This window comes from Rhizobium sp. WSM409 (genome assembly GCF_057653825.1).
Genome location: NZ_JBYGKP010000006.1, coordinates 197,630 through 216,114 on the forward strand (window position 1 = coordinate 197,630; position 18,485 = coordinate 216,114).

At 60.7% G+C, this 18,485-nt stretch carries 16 protein-coding genes; 9 read left to right on the top strand and 7 right to left on the bottom strand.

The genetic code is table 11. The features are described 5' to 3' along the window. Positions 1-81: 81 nt before the first annotated feature. On the bottom strand, positions 82-909 hold the full coding sequence (locus AC25BC_RS35315; RefSeq protein ID WP_003555544.1) for a transporter substrate-binding domain-containing protein: 828 nt from the start codon (positions 907-909) through the stop codon (positions 82-84). Between the two features lie 228 nt (positions 910-1,137). On the opposite strand from AC25BC_RS35315, the gene hutC reads away from it, so the two are divergent. From hutC to AC25BC_RS35335, 4 genes are all read left to right on the top strand, one after another. Further along, on the top strand, positions 1,138-1,845 hold the full coding sequence (hutC, locus tag AC25BC_RS35320; protein ID WP_017997626.1) for a histidine utilization transcriptional repressor HutC: 708 nt from the start codon (positions 1,138-1,140) through the stop codon (positions 1,843-1,845). A gap of 30 nt (positions 1,846-1,875) precedes the next feature. Further along, the gene (locus tag AC25BC_RS35325) at positions 1,876-2,814 is read left to right on the top strand and encodes a LysR family transcriptional regulator (protein ID WP_003555542.1); all 939 of its coding nucleotides are present in this window, start codon (positions 1,876-1,878) and stop codon (positions 2,812-2,814) included. Positions 2,815-2,927: 113 nt separating this feature from the next. After that, positions 2,928-4,283 (top strand): LLM class flavin-dependent oxidoreductase, encoded by a 1,356-nt coding sequence (locus tag AC25BC_RS35330; RefSeq protein ID WP_017997625.1) that lies wholly within the window; start codon positions 2,928-2,930, stop codon positions 4,281-4,283. Then, positions 4,280-4,819, top strand: coding sequence for a flavin reductase family protein (locus AC25BC_RS35335; protein WP_012760690.1), 540 nt, complete (start codon positions 4,280-4,282; stop codon positions 4,817-4,819). The genes AC25BC_RS35330 and AC25BC_RS35335 overlap by 4 nt, the downstream gene beginning before the upstream one ends. On the opposite strand, the gene AC25BC_RS35340 is transcribed toward AC25BC_RS35335, so the two are convergent. Next, positions 4,796-5,959 carry an aminotransferase gene (locus AC25BC_RS35340; protein WP_128438944.1) on the bottom strand — a complete coding sequence of 388 codons (1,164 nt, stop codon included), beginning with the start codon at positions 5,957-5,959 and terminating at the stop codon, positions 4,796-4,798. The two genes, AC25BC_RS35335 and AC25BC_RS35340, sit on opposite strands and share 24 nt — an antisense overlap. 96 nt (positions 5,960-6,055) lie before the next feature. Between AC25BC_RS35340 and speB the strand changes: the two genes are divergently transcribed. Beyond that, a complete protein-coding gene (gene speB / locus AC25BC_RS35345) occupies positions 6,056-7,111 on the top strand; it encodes an agmatinase (protein ID WP_017997623.1) in 1,056 nt (351 codons plus the stop codon). 190 nt (positions 7,112-7,301) lie between these two features. On the opposite strand, the gene AC25BC_RS35350 is transcribed toward speB, so the two are convergent. Both AC25BC_RS35350 and AC25BC_RS35355 read right to left on the bottom strand, forming a co-directional pair. Further along, the gene (locus AC25BC_RS35350; protein ID WP_003555535.1) at positions 7,302-7,886 is read right to left on the bottom strand and encodes a cysteine hydrolase family protein; all 585 of its coding nucleotides are present in this window, start codon (positions 7,884-7,886) and stop codon (positions 7,302-7,304) included. Between the two features lie 80 nt (positions 7,887-7,966). Further along, positions 7,967-10,354, bottom strand: coding sequence for a putative bifunctional diguanylate cyclase/phosphodiesterase (locus tag AC25BC_RS35355; protein WP_128438943.1), 2,388 nt, complete (start codon positions 10,352-10,354; stop codon positions 7,967-7,969). Between the two features lie 105 nt (positions 10,355-10,459). Between AC25BC_RS35355 and AC25BC_RS35360 the strand changes: the two genes are divergently transcribed. Then, a complete protein-coding gene (locus AC25BC_RS35360; protein WP_012760686.1) occupies positions 10,460-11,266 on the top strand; it encodes an ABC transporter substrate-binding protein in 807 nt (268 codons plus the stop codon). A 75-nt stretch (positions 11,267-11,341) separates the two neighbouring features. On the opposite strand, the gene fdhA is transcribed toward AC25BC_RS35360, so the two are convergent. Continuing rightward, a complete protein-coding gene (gene fdhA / locus AC25BC_RS35365; protein WP_003555532.1) occupies positions 11,342-12,532 on the bottom strand; it encodes a formaldehyde dehydrogenase, glutathione-independent in 1,191 nt (396 codons plus the stop codon). Between the two features lie 586 nt (positions 12,533-13,118). After that, entirely contained in the window at positions 13,119-14,024 is a 906-nt protein-coding gene (locus tag AC25BC_RS35370) for a DMT family transporter (protein ID WP_003555531.1), read from the bottom strand. 111 nt (positions 14,025-14,135) lie between these two features. On the opposite strand from AC25BC_RS35370, the gene AC25BC_RS35375 reads away from it, so the two are divergent. Next, complete coding sequence (locus AC25BC_RS35375; RefSeq protein ID WP_003555529.1) at positions 14,136-15,011, top strand: LysR substrate-binding domain-containing protein; 876 nt, start codon at positions 14,136-14,138, stop codon at positions 15,009-15,011. On the opposite strand, the gene AC25BC_RS35380 is transcribed toward AC25BC_RS35375, so the two are convergent. Further along, entirely contained in the window at positions 14,986-16,044 is a 1,059-nt protein-coding gene (locus tag AC25BC_RS35380; protein WP_080518631.1) for a GlxA family transcriptional regulator, read from the bottom strand. The two genes, AC25BC_RS35375 and AC25BC_RS35380, sit on opposite strands and share 26 nt — an antisense overlap. Positions 16,045-16,084: 40 nt before the next feature. Here AC25BC_RS35380 and bcoG point away from each other — a divergent pair, with 40 nt between their 5' ends. Both bcoG and AC25BC_RS35390 read left to right on the top strand, forming a co-directional pair. Continuing rightward, entirely contained in the window at positions 16,085-16,987 is a 903-nt protein-coding gene (gene bcoG / locus AC25BC_RS35385) for a 3-dehydrocarnitine:acetyl-CoA trimethylamine transferase BcoG (protein WP_128438942.1), read from the top strand. A gap of 7 nt (positions 16,988-16,994) precedes the next feature. Further along, on the top strand, positions 16,995-18,485 hold the full coding sequence (locus AC25BC_RS35390; protein WP_017997616.1) for a carnitine 3-dehydrogenase: 1,491 nt from the start codon (positions 16,995-16,997) through the stop codon (positions 18,483-18,485).

Consider the following 18,485-nt stretch of genomic DNA (forward strand, 5'->3'; position numbering starts at 1 on the left):
GCGCTGCGGCCGTGAACTCTGATGCCACGGCAGATTGCGCCCCGACCGATGGCGGGGCGCGTTCGTTTCACCGGCGGCAAATCAGAATGCCGGGTCCTTGACAGCATCAGGCGTATCGAAAGATGCACCAAACCACTTCTTCTGCAGCTCTGCCATGCGCCCGTCTGCCTTGATCTTGAGCATCGCGGCGTCGATCGCATCCATCAGGGGCGCATGGTCGGCATCCTTGAGACCGATGAAGCCGAAATAGGACTTCTTGCCGAATGGCGGCAGGACGACTTCGAAGGTGCCCTTTCGCTGGCTGGCGACGAAGGCGATATTCGGCAGCGAATTGGCGACGCCGGCAATACGGCCGGCGGCGAGGTCGGCGTAGGATTCGGTAAAGGCGGGATATTCGCGCACGTCGACCTTGGTCGGCAGCGTGGCGGAGAATTCCTTCAGCTGGTCGAGCTGCGCAGTTGCCTTGCCGACACCGATCGTCTTGCCGGCAATATCTTCCGGCTTGCTGATCGTCGTGTCGCCAGCCTTCTTCAGAATGGCAATCGTTGCTTCGGCGATCGGCGGCGTGAAGCGATAGCGCTCCATGCGCTTCTTGGTGATCGTTGCAGGACCTGCGACGACATCGAACTTGCCGGCCTCGAGCGCCGGGAAGACGCCGTCCCAGGGAAGGGCGACCCACTCGATCTTGACGCCGAGTTCCTTGCCGATCTCGGCAAAGAGGTCGACGTTCAAGCCCGTGTGTTCGCCGGCATCGATATAGTCGAACGGTGCGAAAGCCGTTTCGGTGCCGACCTTGAGGGTGCCGGCTGCCTTGACGGCTGCCAGCGTGTCGGCGGCATGGGCGGAAACGGCTGCTCCGAGCAGGAACGCGGCGCCGACCAGACCCTTCAGCAGTGAATGTGCCTTCATGATCATCTCTCCAGTTTTTATTCCCCCGGCGGAGGAGTTTTTGTTCCCGACTTCGATTTCCTCTGCGCGGATTTCTATGCTCCGCTTTTGACTATACAAATAGATATAGGCTGGCCTAGAGTGTCAATGTAAAAGACGAGGAACGCAAAATTTGTGCCGGGTGGCGTCGATCTCGCTGGCATGACCGTTCCCGTATTTATGGTCGCTGACGCCGGATGAGGTGCGGGCTTGGTGTCGATTTATCAACGTATTTTCACCGATGTCGAGACGAAGATCATCAGCGGCGATTGGCGGCCCGGTGACCGTATTCCCGTCGAACACGAACTCGCGGCGGAATATCGGTGCTCGCGGATGACCGTCAGCAAGGCGCTGTCGGCGCTTGCCGAGCGCGGCATGATTGTCAGACGGCGCAAGACAGGTTCGTTTGTCGCATCGCCCCAGATCGACCGCACGGTGATGGATATCCAGGATATCAGCACCGAAGCGGAACTGGCCGGGCACGAACACCGCTTCGAAATCCTCGCCCGCAAGATCGAGCGCCTTGGAGAGGCGGAGGCGCAGCAGCTGTCGGAACCTGCCGATGCAGAAGTCCTCAGGCTCCAATGCCTGCATATCGTCGATGGCAGGCCGAATGCCATCGAGCGGCGGATCATCATGCTCGATGCTGTCCCACGGGCGAGAGAGGAGAGCTTTGCTTCAACTCCGCCCGGCAAATGGCTGCTTGACGAGGTTCCCTGGTCCAAGGCCAAACATGTCATTCGCGCCGTTTCGGCCGACACCACGACGGCGCGGATCCTGCAGACGGAACGCGGCGAGGCCTGCCTTAGCCTCATCCGCCAGACCTGGCAGAACGGTCGTACGGTGACCTATGTCGAGTTCACCCATCCAGGCGACCGGTTCCAGTTTGCGGGGACGTTTCATCCGGCAGCAAATTGAGCTCGACGCCAATCACGAGAGGTTCTGCAAGTGACCGATGAGCGCCTCAAGGCGATCCCGCTGAAAAGTTTGCAGGCGTTCGAGGCGGTGGGGCGCTGCGGCGGCGTGACGGCAGCGGCGCTGGAGCTCAGGGTTTCGCCGGGCGCCATCAGCCAGCAGATCCGCAAGATCGAAAGCTTTCTTGGAATTTCGCTTCTGGAACGCAGCGGGCGAACCGTCGAGCTGACCGCCTGGGGCCGGCTCTACCATCAGGAGATATCGAAGGGGTTCGAGCAATTTGCGCTGGCCCAGCAATTGTTGGAAAAGGCGCGCAACGAGACGGCGCTGGTGCTCAGTGCGCTTTCCTCCGTCGTCAACAAATGGATCGGCAGGCGCATCTTCGACTGGCAGGCGCTTCATCCCGAAGTTCCAGTGAGGATTATCGGACGCGACAAAGAGCCCCGGATCGGTTTCGACGATGTCGATTTCCGCGTCAGCTACGGATCGGACGTCCTCCAGCACGAACACTATACCGAACTGTTCCGCGATTGGGTGGTGCCTGCCTGCTCGCCGGCGCTGATGCAGGATCGAGCGCATGCGGCTCGCGATCTTTTCGAAAAGCCCCTCCTCCATGTCGAGTGGGAACGGCACTTCACCCCTTATCCCAGCTGGGCGGAGTTTGCCGCCAAGGCCGGTGTCCCCCTCGATGCGTCGACGCCGGGCCTTTCCTTCACTCTTTCGAGCAGCGCGATTGATGCTGCTGTCAACAAGCGCGGCGTCGTGCTCGCACAAATGTCGATGATATCAGACGAGCTTGAAGCGCAAACGCTGGTCATTCCCGTCGACCTGCGCATTGCACTGCGCGAAAGCTATTTTCTCGCCTGGGACCGTGCGGCCTTGCAGAAGCCCCACGGGCACGAATTCCGCGAGTGGCTCATTGCTATTTCCCGTCAGCAGGCCCTGGCGTCAGCGCCTAAGCCGATACTTTAGAAAAACTAAAACGGAACCTAGCTGAGCGATATTGATGAAAATTTGCGCCTGGCGATAATTTACGCAGTCGCCCTCCACCGTTGGCGGCGTGGCCGACATAGCAGGAGAGCTCGATGGCGCGAACCGACAAGATGAAACTCGGGACTTTCGTCTACACATTCGGCTTTCACCCGGCCTCCTGGCTGCATCCGGCAAGCGACGTCAATGGCGCCAACGACTTCGCCCATCTGCTCGATGTCGCCAAACGATCCGAGGCGGCCAAATTCGATTTCATGTTCATGGCGGATTCTCCTGCCGCTGCCGTCGGCGATCCGAAAGCGCTTGCCCGCATTCCAACCAAGATGAACCGTTTCGAACCGCTGTCGCTGCTTTCGGCTCTGGCGGTCACCACCAATGACCTCGGTCTCGTGGCGACGGTATCGACGAGTTATTACGAACCATACAATGTCGCGCGCTTGTTCGCCTCGATCGACCATCTGAGTAAGGGCCGTGTCTGCTGGAATGTCGTCACCTCCGACCACGACGAAACCGGCTACAATTTCAATCGTGAAGGGCTCGACCCGCATGCGTTACGCTACGAGCGTGGCAACGAGTTCGTCGATGTCGTATTCGGTCTTTGGGACAGCTTCGAGGACGGCGCACTGCTTCTCGACCGTGAAAACGGTGTCTACTACGACAAGGACAAGCACCACACGCTCAATCACAAAGGCACGCACTTCCAGGTTCGCGGACCCCTCAACATCGCGCGAACGCCCCAGGGCCGTCCTGTCATCGCCCAGGCGGGCGGTTCGGAACCCGGAATGGACATGGCGGCACGCACGGCGGAGATCGTCTTCAGCCTGGCATCGAATATCGACCGAAACCGGACCTTCTACGAAAACGTCAAGAGCCGGATGCCGGCCCATGGGCGCGATCCGGACGATCTGAAAATCATGCCGGGCATCGTGATCAACGTCGGTGAAACTGAAGCCGAGGCAAAGGCGAAGGTGGATTATCTGATCGACAAGATGCATCCGGATGTCGGCCGGCTGATGCTCTCCGAATTCCTCGAGGCGGACCTGCGCGACGTCGCACTCGACAAGCCTTTCCCCATGGATCGGCTGCCGGCGGCGCCCAAGGGATCACGCGCCTTGTTCGACGAGCTGGTCGATTTCGTCAGAAGCGGCCGCACCGTCGGCGAGCTCATCCGGCACTATGCCGAGAAGCATACCGGAAATGGCATGACGGGCACGCCGGCCCAGATTGCCGACTTCATGGAGGAATGGTTCGAAACGCGCGCCGCCGACGGCTTCATCCTGATGTTTCCGACCTTGCCGTCCAGCCTCGACGACTTCGTGCGGCTTGTCCTGCCAGAGCTTCGACGCCGCGGGCTGTTCCGCGAGGAATACGAAGGCAAGACCTTGCGCGAAAACCTCGGTCTTTCAATGCCGGTAAACCGCTTTGCCAAAACAAAAGAGCCAGCCCGATGAGTGTCGAGGCTTTGATCAGCGAAGCGGACTTCAAGCTTTCGATGCGTCATCTGGCGGGTGCCGTCAGCGTGATTACGGTCGGCGACGGGCAACACCGCACCGGCTTCACGGCAACGTCGGTCTCCTCGCTATCGGCGGAGTTGCCGTCCGTCATCGTCAGCGTCAACCGAGCGTCTTCCTCATGGCCGGCGCTGCAGCGGTACGGCTGCTTCTGCGTCAACGTGCTCGCCGCCGACCAGCAACAGGTGGCGCAATCCTTTGCCGGTCTTGACGGACGAAAGGGCGCCGAACGCTACGGCGGTGCAGGATGGTATCGCCTCAAGACCGGCGCGGCCGCCCTTGAAAACGCCCTGACGGTCCTGGACTGCAAGCTCGAAACCGCTTTCCACTACAATTCCCATGCCATTTTGGTCGGACATGTTTGCGCAATGGAAATCCGGCAGGGCATAGGGCCGCTGCTCTACTGGCGCGGCGGCTATCATGAACTGCCGGCGGAGGTTGATCAAAACGGTCTAGCGAAGGCGCTCGGACAATAGCCCAATCGAGGCGACATCCGCATTGGCAAAGGCAAGTCTGAGGTAACGCTCCTGGCCCTCGCCGAAATAGGCGCCGGGCAAACAAACGATGCCGGATTCCTTGGCGAGTTTCTCGGCAACTTCGGAAGACGATCGATCGGCGTGGGGATGGCGGACAAAGGCGAAATAGGCGCCAATCGCACCGATCTCCCAATCCGGCAGCCCGGAAAAGACCAACCTCAAAGCGTCCGCCCGGCGAGCAATCTCCAGCCGGTTGCCGGCCCGCCAATCGGCAAGCGCCGGGATCGCCGATGCAACGGCGATCTGGGCCGAGCGCGGCGCGCAGATCTGCATATTGTCCATCACCTTGGCGATCTCGGCGATGAGTTTAGGCCCTGCCGTGATTGCACCCAGCCTGTGACCGGGGATGCAGAAGGATTTCGAGAAGCTGTAGAGAAGAACGAGCGTGTCTTCCCAGCCCGGCTCTGAGAGGAGTGAGTGTGGCCGTCCGTTATCCTCGCCGAGGAAATCGCGATAGGTTTCATCGACGATCAGCCAGGCGCCGTATCTCCGGCAGAGAACGAAAAGCTCATGCAGCAGGCTCGGCGGATACACGGCCCCGGTGGGATTGTTTGGTGTGACGACGGCAAGCATCTTCGCGCCGGCCGCAAGGGCCGCCTCGGCCGAACCTGGATCGGGAAGAAAGCCGAAGGCTGGGTCGCAATCGACCAGCCGTCGACCGATCCCCAGCATCGACAGCGTCGTATCGTGATTGAAATAGAAGGGATTGGTCAGCGCGACGGTATCGCCGGCGCCGGCAAGCGCGATTGCCGAACACATGAACGCCTGATTGCAGCCGGCGGTAATGTGGATATTGCCGGCGGAAAGGTCGGCGCCGTAAAATTCGGCAACGTCAGCCGCGTAGGTCTTGCGCAATAAAGGTTCGCCTTCGATCGGCCCGTAGCCCGTCATCGCCTGTTGTCCGGCCGCCTCGGCGAGAAGCCGAAGCATCTCCGGATGCGCGGGATAGCCGGGCACAGCTTGCGACAAATCGATGAGTGGCCCTTTTCCCCCCTTGTATTCGTGGCTCCAGGCGACGACGGAAGGAATGGGCGGGGCAGAGAGGCGGGCAACGAGGGAATTGGGTTTTGCAGCGATCATATCGATTTCTCTTTGATACCGATTGCTACAACGATACCAATTGTTTTCTCAACCTCTTTGTCTGACGAGACGGACCTGAAGCGGAGACGCATGCATATGGTGTGGGATAAAACGCGGCTCGAGCAACTGCGCGCAGAATTTGCAGACGCCAATGGCGGCGAGATATTCGATGAGAAGTTTCGCAAAGTAGCGGAGAAGATCATCTCCAAGAGCGGCACGAGACTGGCGCCATACGCCGGAGTGCCGACCTTCCTCAGCGCACCCTACATGCAGGTCGCGGCCGATGATCCGGATTTCGGCAATCTCCAGGTTGCGATCACCGGGATCCCCATGGATCTTGGCGTCACCAATCGTCCAGGCTCGCGTTTCGGACCGAGAGCACTTCGCGCCATCGAAAGGATCGGCCCCTACAATCACGTTCTCGCTACGGCGCCGGTCTTCGATCTTCGGGTCGCCGATATCGGCGACATATCGTTCCAAAGCCGTTACCGGTTGGAACTCAGCCACGACGACATCGAAAAGCGGATCGGCCAGATCGTCGATGCCGGCGTGGCCCCGCTTTCCGTCGGAGGCGATCATTCCATCAGCCACCCGATTTTGAAGGCCATCGGCCGGCAGCAACCGGTCGGCCTCATCCATATTGATGCCCATTGCGATACAAGCGGCGCTTTCGATCAGACGAAGTTTCATCACGGTGGGCCGTTCCGCAATGCGGTGCTTGACGGCGTGCTCGATCCGACACGGACTATCCAGATCGGCATCCGCGGTTCAGCGGAATATTTGTGGGAATTCTCCTACGCTTCGGGAATGACCGTGATCCACGCAGAGGACATCAGCGGAATGGGGATTGCGGCCGTCATTGCCAAGGCAAAATCCATCGTCGGCGACGGCCCCACCTATCTTTCCTTCGACGTCGACAGCCTCGATCCGAGCTTTGCGCCCGGCACGGGCACGCCCGAGGTCGGTGGATTGACCACGCGTGAAGTCCTTGAACTGATACGCGGACTGAAGGGGATAAATCTGGTGGGTGGTGACGTCGTCGAAGTCGCCCCGCAATATGACGCAACGACCAACACGGCGCACGCCGCAGCACAGGTGCTCTTTGAGGTCCTGAGCCTCATGGTGTTTAGTCCATCGATCGGCAGGCGCTAAGGCCGACCTCTCGGTCATCCGTGGCAACTGGCCGGATGGGCCAAGATCATATCATTCGCACCTAGCAATGACGGAAGCAGGGAATCTCACGCCCATGGTCGTCGCCACCGACGCCTCCCGTCATGCAGCCACTGTCGGTGGAGGCGATGAGCAGTATTACGGCGAAGCCTTCATCGTCACGCCAAGCGTACTAGCCAACGCATCTCAAAAACTCTTCGGTATCCATGAGTTCGAGCTGCACGGAAAACCGATCGTGCAGAAGTTCCAGTGACGCGTCATGCGTATCGTCGGCGCCGCTACAGACGGCGTCGTTCAGCACGATGACACGATAGCCGAGATCGATCGCGCCGAGCGTCGTGGCAAGCACGCAGACATCCGTTTCACCGCCCGTTATCACAAGCGTATCGACCCGCTCCGACTGAAGGATCGGATGCAGGCGGCCGTCGATCCAAGGCGAATAAGTGCGTTTGTCGAAGTGCCTTGCCGGCGGAACCAACGAGGCCAGCGATGGGGCGAGATCTATGAAGCCGCGCGGAAGATGTTCGCCCGTCATCATCCACCATTTCTGGTAATAATCCCGCCATTTCCCCGGCATGTCGTCCGCACGCTCGGGTGGCAGGAAGCGGGTAAAGATCGTTCGCGACGGATGCCGCCCGGCCAGCTCTTCGATCTGGGGAGAGATCCGTGCCATCCAGGCAACGTGCCACGGCGTGTCTTCGGCAAACATCCGCTGCATGTCGACGCAAAGGTGCCGCCATTCCCCGACCTCGCCCATCACATCCTCCATTCGGTCTTCGCGCGTCAACCGCGACGCGGGGCGAAAGTTCCCCTAGCCTGCGGAAGATCTGAAGCCTCTCACGCGACGGCGCCTCGGGCGGTCGTCAGTAACCCAGCGGCGCTTTCAGCTTTCCGGAAACTATCAAGCTCGCCAATAGGAACGGGTTTGGAGAAGAAGTAGCCTTGGAGGTCGGTGCAGCCGAGGGCGGCCAGAAAGTCGCGTTGATAATCGGTTTCGACCCCTTCGGCCGTCGTCGAGATACCGAGGTTACGGCTGAGCGCGACGATGGCGCCAATGATTGCCGCCCCATTGGCCTTGGTGCCGAGCTGTGAGACGAACGATCGATCGATCTTGATGCGGTCGATATCGAAGCGCAGGAGATGGCTGAGGCATGAAAAGCCAGTTCCGAAATCATCCAGCGAAACCTGGACACCCCGGCTGCGCAACGACTTCAGCACCGTATAAACGTCCGAGTTGTCCTCGATCAGTGAGGACTCGGTGAGTTCGAGCTCGAGCCGGGACGGCTGCAGACCGCTCTCCTCAAGCACGGCGAAAACTTCCTCGGCGAAATTCGGTCTTCTCAACTGGGCAGGAGACACGTTGACCGCAACAAACGTGTCCTCCGGCCATTTGCAGGCGGCTCTGCAGGCTTCGCGCAAGACCCAGAAACCGAGAGCGTCGATGAGGCCGCCCTCCTCGGCGACAGGGATGAAGCTGGCAGGCGTCAACAGCCCGCGCTGACTGTGACGCCAACGCACGAGAGCTTCCGCGCCCGACGCCGCGTATCCTGCCTCAGCGCGATGGACCGTTTGGTAATAGACCTCGAGCGATCCGAAGTCCGGCCGGTTCGAAACCGGATCGGCGTGTGGACCATCTGGGGCCATGCCTTTGGCCAGAACTTCCCGCAATTCGTTCTTGAGAATGTCGCGTGCATTTCGGCCGCCGTCCATGGACGGTGAATAGAGACGCCACTGGCCTCGGCCGCCCATCTTTGCCTCGTACAGCGCGACGTCGGCGTAGCGCATGATGTCATCGGCATTCCGCCCGGCATCCGGCACGACGGTCACGCCGATCGAGCCGCCGACGCGCGCAACCGCTTCGCCGCGCAAAAGCGGGAAGGGTTTGCCAAGTTCGGCAACGATCGCTTCGCATATTGCCGGCAAAACGTGGTCATGATCTTTGATGTCCCGGAGAAGCAGCGCAAATTCGTCGCCCCCTAGCCGGGCAAGCGTGTCGCCCGGACGAAGCAGCGAGCGGATCCGCTCGGCGGCCATCCTGATGAGTTCATCGCCGGCGGCATGGCCGAATGTGTCGTTCACCGCTTTGAAGCGATCGAGGTCGAGAAGTGCGACCGCCGAGCGCTCGGTCGAATTCTGCGTCTCGGCCAGGCACTCGTCGAACCTCATAGCGAACAAAGCGCGGTTGGGAAGATCGGTGAGCACATCATGCAAGGCAAGCTGCCTTGCATGCAGCTCGCTTTTCTTCAACTCGCCGAGACTCCTTCGCAGGCGCACCAGCAAGACCGAGAACAGGATCGCGATCACCAAGGCGGCAATCGAAAGCGCCGGCATCAATCGACCGATCACCCTCGAACCTGGAAGATCCGGCCGCCATACGATAAAGCCGATCGGTTCGCCGTTTGCCGTGGCGTCAATCTGGAACGCAACCTCATTTTCGTCCGCATCGGCGGTGCGCGCGAAGCGGGCGCCGTTAAGGCCCTGTTGCCGGCTCAATTCGTCCAGCGCCGCACCATCGATAAAGCGCACGACGATCAGGAATTGCCGCATCGGCTGGCGCTGTCCCCCGGCAGCCTCGTTAATGGCGACGACGCCGACGATGGTCGGCCGGCCCTCGAGCCGCATCAGATTGGCCAGAGCACGGTTGGAATGGGCGGCGCTCGCAAGGCGGGCTTCCATTGAGGATGGCGTTCTTTCGTTCAAAGCCGTGCTTCGCCGGACCCCAAAGCGGGCATCCTGAAGGAGAGGCAAAAAGAGAGGCCTCATCCAGCGGTATCGCTTCTCCGTTTGGGCGTCCGCCAGCATGAGCAGTTGCGCCTTTTCATCGACAACAAAGGCCTGGTCGTAGCCGAACGCCGACATAGCCGTCTGGCCGATCGCACTCCCGGCTGCTGCCGTCAAAACGGCATCGAGGCCGGAGGAGCCTTCGGTCGAAAGGGCGGCAGGATAGACACGTGCGAGATAGCCATTGCCGAACTGGCCGATAACATGCGCGACTTGATCGACCTGTTCGCGCAGGCGGGCATTCACAAGCTGACGCTGTCGATCGAGGGCTGCGGCATCGCTTTCGGTTCCTGCCCAGAGCGCCGAGAGTACGACAAGCCCGATCGCTCCGAGCCCGCTGACGGCAATAAGGAACAGAATTCTCCCGGAGGCGATCCAGGATTGCTGAAACGTATTGGAGCTGGAAGGAAGAACGATCTGCAAGCCTAGACCCCTGAACACCACGACACGGGCGCATTCGTCGACGCTAACAAAGAAGCGTTCACGTAGAATTAAAAGCTGTGGCCCACTATGGCGCGAGATCGACTATGCCCCAAGGAGCTCCCGACGATGTTGCGCATATCCATTCAGACCATATTGCGCGGAACGCTGATGGCGGGCGGGATCGGTGTCTTGTTAGCGGCGGCCGCGCCGCTCGAGCTGGCTGCGCAGGATCGCATGCCAATGAGAATTGCCGTCGAAGGTGCATTTCCGCCCTTCAACTATCTCGATTCAAACAACAAGCTTCAGGGCTTCGATATCGATATTGCCAATGCGCTGTGCGAGGTCGGCAAGTTTGAATGCCAATTTATCATCGAGAAGTGGGACGACATCATCCCCGATCTCGTTGCCGACAAATACGACGCGATCATCTCATCCATGTCGATGAGCCTTGAGCGGCGTCAAAAGGTTGCCTTCACTGAAAAATACTACAACAGCCCGTCGGTGTTCATCGCCCGGAAGGATTCGTCGATCAGCGATGTCAGCCCCGCCGCCCTCAGCGACAAAATTCTTGGGGTGACGTCGTCGACAGCGCAGGAATCCTATGCCAACCATCTTTATCCGGCAATGAAAAAGACGGTGTTTCGGTCTTCGCCGGAATTGTACAAGGGTCTGGCGGATGGGAGCGTCGACATTATCCTCGAGGATAAACTGGCCATCTATGATTGGATTGCCAACACCAAGGCTGGAAGCTGCTGCGAGTTCAAGGGGCCGGACCTGGTCGACGTCACCTATTTTGGTGAAGGCGCCGGTATAGCGCTGCGCTTGGATGACAAGGAGCGTCTGACACGTCTGAACGAAGCGTTGAAGAGCATCCAGGCGGACGGAACCTATGACATGATCAACGCCAAATATTTCCCGTTCAGCATCCAGTAGTTCGCCGTCCAATTTTTCGAGAATGCGGAATGGCCGGGTTTTCGCCCGGCCATTCCTATGTGTGCAGTAATGTCGCTATGCGGCTTTCGCCACCTCGCCATGCGGATCGAGGACATATTTCGTCGCCGCTCCCTGGTCGAAGCTCTCATATCCATTGGCGGCATCGTCGAGCGGGATGACCTTGGCGTTGACGATATCGGCAATTGGCAGTCGGTCGTGGAGGATCGCCTGCATGAGTTGACGATTGTATTTGATCACCGGAGTCTGGCCGGTGTGGAAGGACTGCGCCTTGGCCCATCCGAGGCCGAAGCGAAGCGACAAATTGCCGTGTTTGGCGGCATTGTCGACAGCACCTGGATCCTCGGTAACGTAGAGGCCGGGAATGCCGATCGAACCGGCGGCACGGGTAATCTCCATCATCTGATTGAGCACGATCGCCGGCTGTTCCCCGCCCGAGTGGCCGCGGGCCTCGAAGCCGACAGCATCGATGGCGCTGTCCACTTCGTTGGTGCCGACGACCTGCGCGATCATGTCGCCAAGACGGTCACTCTTCGACAGGTCGATCGGTTCGAAACCGACCTTCGCCGCATGCGCCAGACGGTCTTTGTTGAAGTCACCGATCATCACGACTGCGGCGCCGAGAATGCGAGCCGAAGCGGCAGCCGCAAGGCCGACGGGGCCCGCGCCTGCGACATAGACGGTCGAGCCGACGCCAACGCCTGCCCGCACTGCGCCATGGAAGCCGGTGGGCAGGATGTCGGAGAGCATGGTGAGATCCCGGATCTTCGCCATTGCCTTGTCCCGATCGGGGATTTTCAGCAGGTTGAAATCTGCGTAGGGAATGGTGACGTAGCGTGCCTGTCCGCCGATCCAGCCGCCCATGTCGACATAACCATAAGCACCGCCGGCGCGGGCCGGGTTTACCGTCAGGCAGACACCGGTATCCTGAGACTTGCAGCAGCGGCAGCGGCCGCAGGCGACATTGAAAGGCACCGAGACGATATCGCCGATTTCGAGCATCTCGACATCGATGCCTTTCTCGATGATCTCGCCGGTGATTTCATGACCAAGGACCAGGCCCGGCATCGCCGTCGTGCGGCCGCGGACCATGTGCTGATCGGAGCCGCAGATATTGGTAGAAATCACTTTCAGAATGACGCCGTGTTCGATGCGGCGGCCGTCAGGCGCTTCCAGCTTCGGGTCGTCGATGTCGCGAACTTCGACCTTGCCCGGCCGGAGATAGACGACGCCTCTATTTTTACTCATGAATTCCTCCCACTTGTTTGAATGCCTCGATCTGCAACCAATGCAGCCGATGGCAACCTTCCCTCCGGCCTGCCTCCTCAGCAGCCCGGTGTCCACAACACGAGGATACCGCCGCATCGGGCGATATTCGGATTTTGCAAAAAGGGACAGATTGAATGGAGAAGAGGAGTAAACGCCATGGCTTTCGCCTGTCGTTCCGCTCGTGATCGTCTGCCTGCAATCCGTCGATTTGCTCTGCCAAGAGCTGGTTTCCAGCTCCAGAATCTCCTTTCGATCCATCTCGATATCTTTCCGGATTTCTATCCGGCGATTTCCTTGAGGATTTCAGTTCTCCTACCGCTGCTGGGAGCGTCGGCGCGTCAGGCCGGCTTCCCAATGCCCATTTCGCCAGTTTGCGAGATAGCGCCTTGAACACCACAAACAAACCATGCCTGACGGAAAACAGCGATCAAGAAAACGACATGGGTGCAACGCAAAGACGACAGTCGGCAAAGTCGCCATAGCTCGCTGTGCAGGGGAGTAACTGATCCCGCGAATACGGCGGTTTTCCGGATCGTCCCGGAAGATTGATCGCCGCCTAAAGGCTTTAGGCGCGATGCGGTCGCCGGCTGCGGCTGACGTCGATGGCCGTGTGCCAGATCACTGCGCCGAGGATGATCGCGCCGCCGAAAAACGTGGCGACGGGCGGCTCTTCGGAAAACAGCAGCCAGACCCAGAACGGCGTGAGCACGATTTCCATTGTGCCGATCAGCGCCGCCTCCGCTGGCGGCATCCGCTTCGCCCCGGCAAGGAAGAGCACCAGTGCCAGGGAGAAATTGGTCGCGCCGAAGGCAGCAAGAACGATCCAGTTGTGCAGGTCGAGCGAGCCTACCGAACCGAACGGCGCGAAGAGTGCAAGCGTCAGGAAAGCGCTGACCACGGTCGGCGGCAGGCTCGGCACGTCGGGACTGATCCGCGGAATGATGATGACGAGCGCGAAGGACGCTGTCATGCCGAGCGCCAGCAGGTCGCCCCATCCGGTGCCGCCGCCGATCGACGAGGCGACGATGACCGCGACGCCGAGGAGCGAGATGCCGCCGGCAATCAGCGTCCGCCTGGAGACCCTCTCCCTGAGGATGACCCAGCCGAGCATGGCCGCGATAAATGGCGCGGTCGCATAGATCATCGTCACATTGGCGACGGTGGTCATGTAGAGCGCCCCGATGAAGCAGCCCTGACTGAAGGTCTGGCAGGCGATCATCGCAAGGCTGGACGGATGGAAGATGAAACGCCATTGCTGCCGTGAAATACCCCCTTCGAGGAAAAGGCAGGGGATCAGCAGGAACAGGCCACCGAACAACGATCGCCAGGCGATCGCCGTCCATACGTCGGTCGTCAGGAGTCGCGAATAGACGCCGCTCGCGCTCCAGGCAAGTGTCGCAGCAACGATGAGAAACACACCCTTCTCATGCTCGCTGCTTGCGAGGCGTCTGGCCGGATTTTCAATTGTCACGCAGATATTCTCAAAGAAGGAAGTCGAACGCGGGTCATTTGTGCGCCCAGAATTGACATCAGACAAACGAATAGTAGAGATGGCTATCATCGATTTTTTCTATGGCTGAACATGCACGAGCCGATTGAAAGCGACCTGCTGAGAACCTTTCTTGTCGTCGCCGAGACGTCGAACTTCTCCGCGGCCGCTCAGCGCATCGGGCGGACGCAGTCGGCCGTCAGCAGCCAGATCAAAAAGCTGGAGCAGACGATCGGCGAAACGCTGTTCGAGCGCGGCGCCCGCGGCGTATTGCTGACGCGTCAAGGCATGCAACTCGTCCCCTATGCCCGCAGGATCATCGACCTCTTGAACGAGGCCGCCGCGACGATCCGCAGCAAGCCGCTAGATGGGCCGGTGCGCATCGGAATTCCCGAGGAATACAGCCAGACGGTACTGCCGGCGGCGCTCGCGGCTTTCGCCGTTCGCCACCCGGCCGTCGAGGTGACCGTGTCCTGCGACTATACCGTCCGTAACCTCGCCGCCCTCGAGCGGGACGAGCTTGATCTGGCCGTCGTTTTCGACTGGAGCGATGAGACGAAAGGCGAGGTCATCTGCATTGATCCCACGGTCTGGGTCACATCAATGGTCCATCGGCTGCACGACATCGATCCCCTGCCGATTGCGACCTATCGCAATTCCACCTGGTCGCGCGATTTTGCGCTCCGGTCGCTGGAGCAGATCGGCCGCAACTATCGGATCGCCTTCATCGCCGATACCGGCTCGGGGCTGAAGAATGCCGTGATTGCCGGCCTTGCCGTGACCACGCTTTCCCGCAGCAATATACCGCCCGGCTGCCGGGAGCTGACCGCCGAAGACGGTTTCCCGCCGGTCGACTCCTCCAAGGTCGTGCTCCGCCGAAGCACCTACCGTTCCAGCGAGGCCGTTCGGGAGCTTGCTGAGATGATACGGGACGCGTTCCAGCCTATACCGGCGCCTGCGATGACGTGATGCGGCGGCGCAAGCGGCGCCGGGTCTCGGACGGGCTCTCGGAAAAACTCGCCCGGTAGCTTCTCGCAAAGGCTGAGGCCGAATTGAAGCCGGTTGCCGCCGCGATGTCGGCGAAAGAGGCTGTCGTCTCGATCACCTTGCGGCGCGCCGCATTCAGGCGCAGCGCCAGATAGTGCACATGCGGCGGCGCGCCGATGCTCTGCTGGAAGAGATACTGCAGATGCCGGGCGCTGATGCCCACCCGCCGGGCCAGCCGTGTCAGGACCAGAGGCTGCTCGATATGCTCCTCCATCAGCCGTACTGCCTGGGTCACGCGGGGATCATGCATGCGCAACCCCGCCGAGGCTGCGGAAAGCTGCTCGTCCGCATGGAAGGACGGCTGCTCGTAGCGGAACAGCCGGCTGACCTCGAGCGCCAGCGAATAACCCTGCCTTTGCCGGATCACCTCCAGCATCAGGTCGACGGTCGGAAGCGAACCTGACGTCGTCAGCCGCTTGCCGTCGATGACGAAACGATCCTTGACGGCCCGCACCTCAGGATAGGCCAGCGCAAAATCCTCGTAGTCCTCCCAGTGGACGGTTGCCGGGAGCCCGTCGAGCAGGCTGGCTTCGGCTAGCAGCCAGGTGCCGGACTCGATGCCGGCAATCACCGTGCGATAGCGGGCGGCCTGGGAGAGCTGCATCTTCAGCGCCGGCGTAGCACTTCGGCGCCAGTTGTAGCTAGCAAGTACGAACAGCGGCGTATCCTCGGTCGTCGCCTTGAAAGCGCCTTGCGCGGGCACGGCAATATTGCTGGTGGTCGGGACCGGTGCTCCGTCCGGCGTCAGCAGCCGCCAGCGATAGAGCTCGCTGCCGGAAATTCGGTTGGCGCCGCGCAGCGGCTCGATCACCGAGGCGATCAGGATCAGGTTCGCGTCCGGCAGGACGAGAAGGTCGATATCGAGCCGTTCTGTGGATCGCTGCAGCAAGATCATCTCCCTAGAGTTCCGATAATGTATCGGTTGCTTCCGATATTGCAACGCATCGTCCTTCATCCTGTCGCGTAATGCCGACAAGACGAGGGAGAACAAAAACATGCCTCTTGCGATGAACCGCGATGTCTTCATTACCTGCGCCGTTACCGGCGCCGGCGACACGGTTTCCAGATCCAGCCACGTGCCGATCACTCCCAAGCAGATCGCCGATTCCGCCATCGACGCGGCAAAGGCTGGTGCTGCGGTGGTTCACTGCCACGTCCGCGACCCGGAAACGGGTGCTGCCAGCCGCCGCAACGACCTCTACAGGGAGGTCACCGACCGCATCCGCTCGGCCGATGTCGATGTCGTCCTCAATCTCACCGCCGGCATGGGCGGAGACCTGATTTTCGGGGATGTCGAAAGCCCCCTTCCCCTCAATCCTAACGGCACGGATATGGCCGGCGCCACCGAGCGCGTCAGCCATATCGCCGAATGCTTGCCTGAAATCTGCACGCTCGACTGCGGCACGATGAACTTCAACCTCGGCGACTATGTCATGACCAACACGCCGGCCATGCTGCGGGCCATGGCAAGCAAGATGACCAATCTCGGCGTGCGCCCCGAAATCGAGGCTTTCGACACCGGCCATCTCTGGTTTGCCAAGCAGCTTGCCGAGGAAGGCCTGATCGAAGACCCGGTGCTGATCCAGCTCTGCATGGGCATACCATGGGGGGCGCCCGACGATCTCAATACCTTCATGGCGATGGTCAACAACGTGCCTCAGAGCTGGACTTTTTCGGCCTTTTCGATCGGCCGCAACGCCATGGCCTATCCGGCGGCAGCCGTTCTGGCCGGCGGCAACGTGCGCGTCGGCCTGGAGGACAATCTCTTTGTCGGCAAGGGCCAACTCGCCACCAATGCTGAGCTCGTTGAAAAGGCCGTGCAAGTGGTCGAGGGCATGGGTGCCCGGATTATCGGCCCGGAAGACGTTCGCAAGAAACTCAAACTGACGAAGCGCTGAGGACGGCATGACTGGGATCAACAAGGCGGCTTGTATCGGCGGCGGCGTCATTGGCGGCGGATGGATCGCGCGTTTTCTGCTGGCCGGCATTGACGTTGATGTGTTCGATCCGCATCCGGAAGCGAGCCGCATCGTCGGCGAAGTGCTCGCTAACGCCGAAAAAGCCTATGCCATGCTGACCGGAGCACCCCTGCCGCCCCGCGGCAGGCTGACCTTCTGCGCGAAGCTCGAGGAAGCTGTCGCCGGCGCCGACTGGATTCAGGAAAGCGTGCCGGAAAGGCTCGACCTCAAGCGCCGTGTCCTGACTGAGATCGATGCTGCAGCACGCTCGGACGCCCTGATCGGCTCTTCCACCTCAGGCCTGCTGCCGACCGATCTGCAGCGCGACATGACGCATCCCGAACGCCTCTTCGTCGCCCACCCCTATAATCCCGTCTATCTGCTGCCGCTCGTCGAAATCGTCGGTGGCGAAAAAACCTCGGCGGCGACCATCCGGGCGGCGATCGAAAGACTGGCGCCGCTCGGTATGAAGGGCGTCCACATCGCCAAGGAGATCGAGGCCTTTGTCGGCGACCGGCTGCTCGAAGCGCTCTGGCGTGAGGCCTTGTGGCTGATCCATGACGATATTTGCACGGTCGAGACCCTCGACGATGTCATCCGCTACTCTTTCGGCTTGCGCTGGGCGCAGATGGGCCTGTTCCAGACCTACCGCATTGCCGGCGGCGAGGCCGGCATGCGCCACTTCCTCGCCCAGTTCGGTCCATGCCTCGCCTGGCCCTGGACCAAGCTCACCGATGTCGTCGATCTCGACGATGCGCTGATCGAAAAGATCGGCCGGCAATCCGACGAACAGGCGGCCGGCCTGTCGATCCGCGAGCTCGAACGCATCCGCGACGAAAACCTCGTCGGCATCCTGCAGGCCCTCAAGGGCGGCGATGGCGGCAAGGGCTGGGGCGCCGGCAAGCTGCTGAAGGACTTCGAGCAATCGCTCTGGGCGCAAGGCGGTAGGGCGGCCACGTCTTTCGACCCGTCGAAGCCGCTGAGGCTCGTGGAGACGAAAGTCGGCCCTGCCTGGGTCGACTATAACGGCCATATGACCGAGCACCGCTACCTGCAGGTTTTCGGCGATACATCGGACGCATTGTTGCGCCTCATCGGCGTCGATCTCGCCTATGTCGAGGCGGGGCAGAGCTATTACACGGTGGAAACCCATATCCGCCATCTCGGCGAGGCGAAACTCGGCCAGGCGATCCACTCGACCTGCCAGATCCTCTCCGTTGACGAGAAGCGGCTGCATGTCTTCCACACTCTGTACGACACGGCGACGGGCGAGGCTCTGGCAACCGCCGAACACATGTTGCTGCATGTCGACAGCAAGGCCGGCAAGGCCACACCGGCGCCGGCCGTCATTCTCGACAAGGTCAAGGCGGTTGCAGGAGCCCACGCGAATTTGGCCGTGCCTGAAGGTGCCGGCCGTCACGTCGGCCAGAGGCGGTAG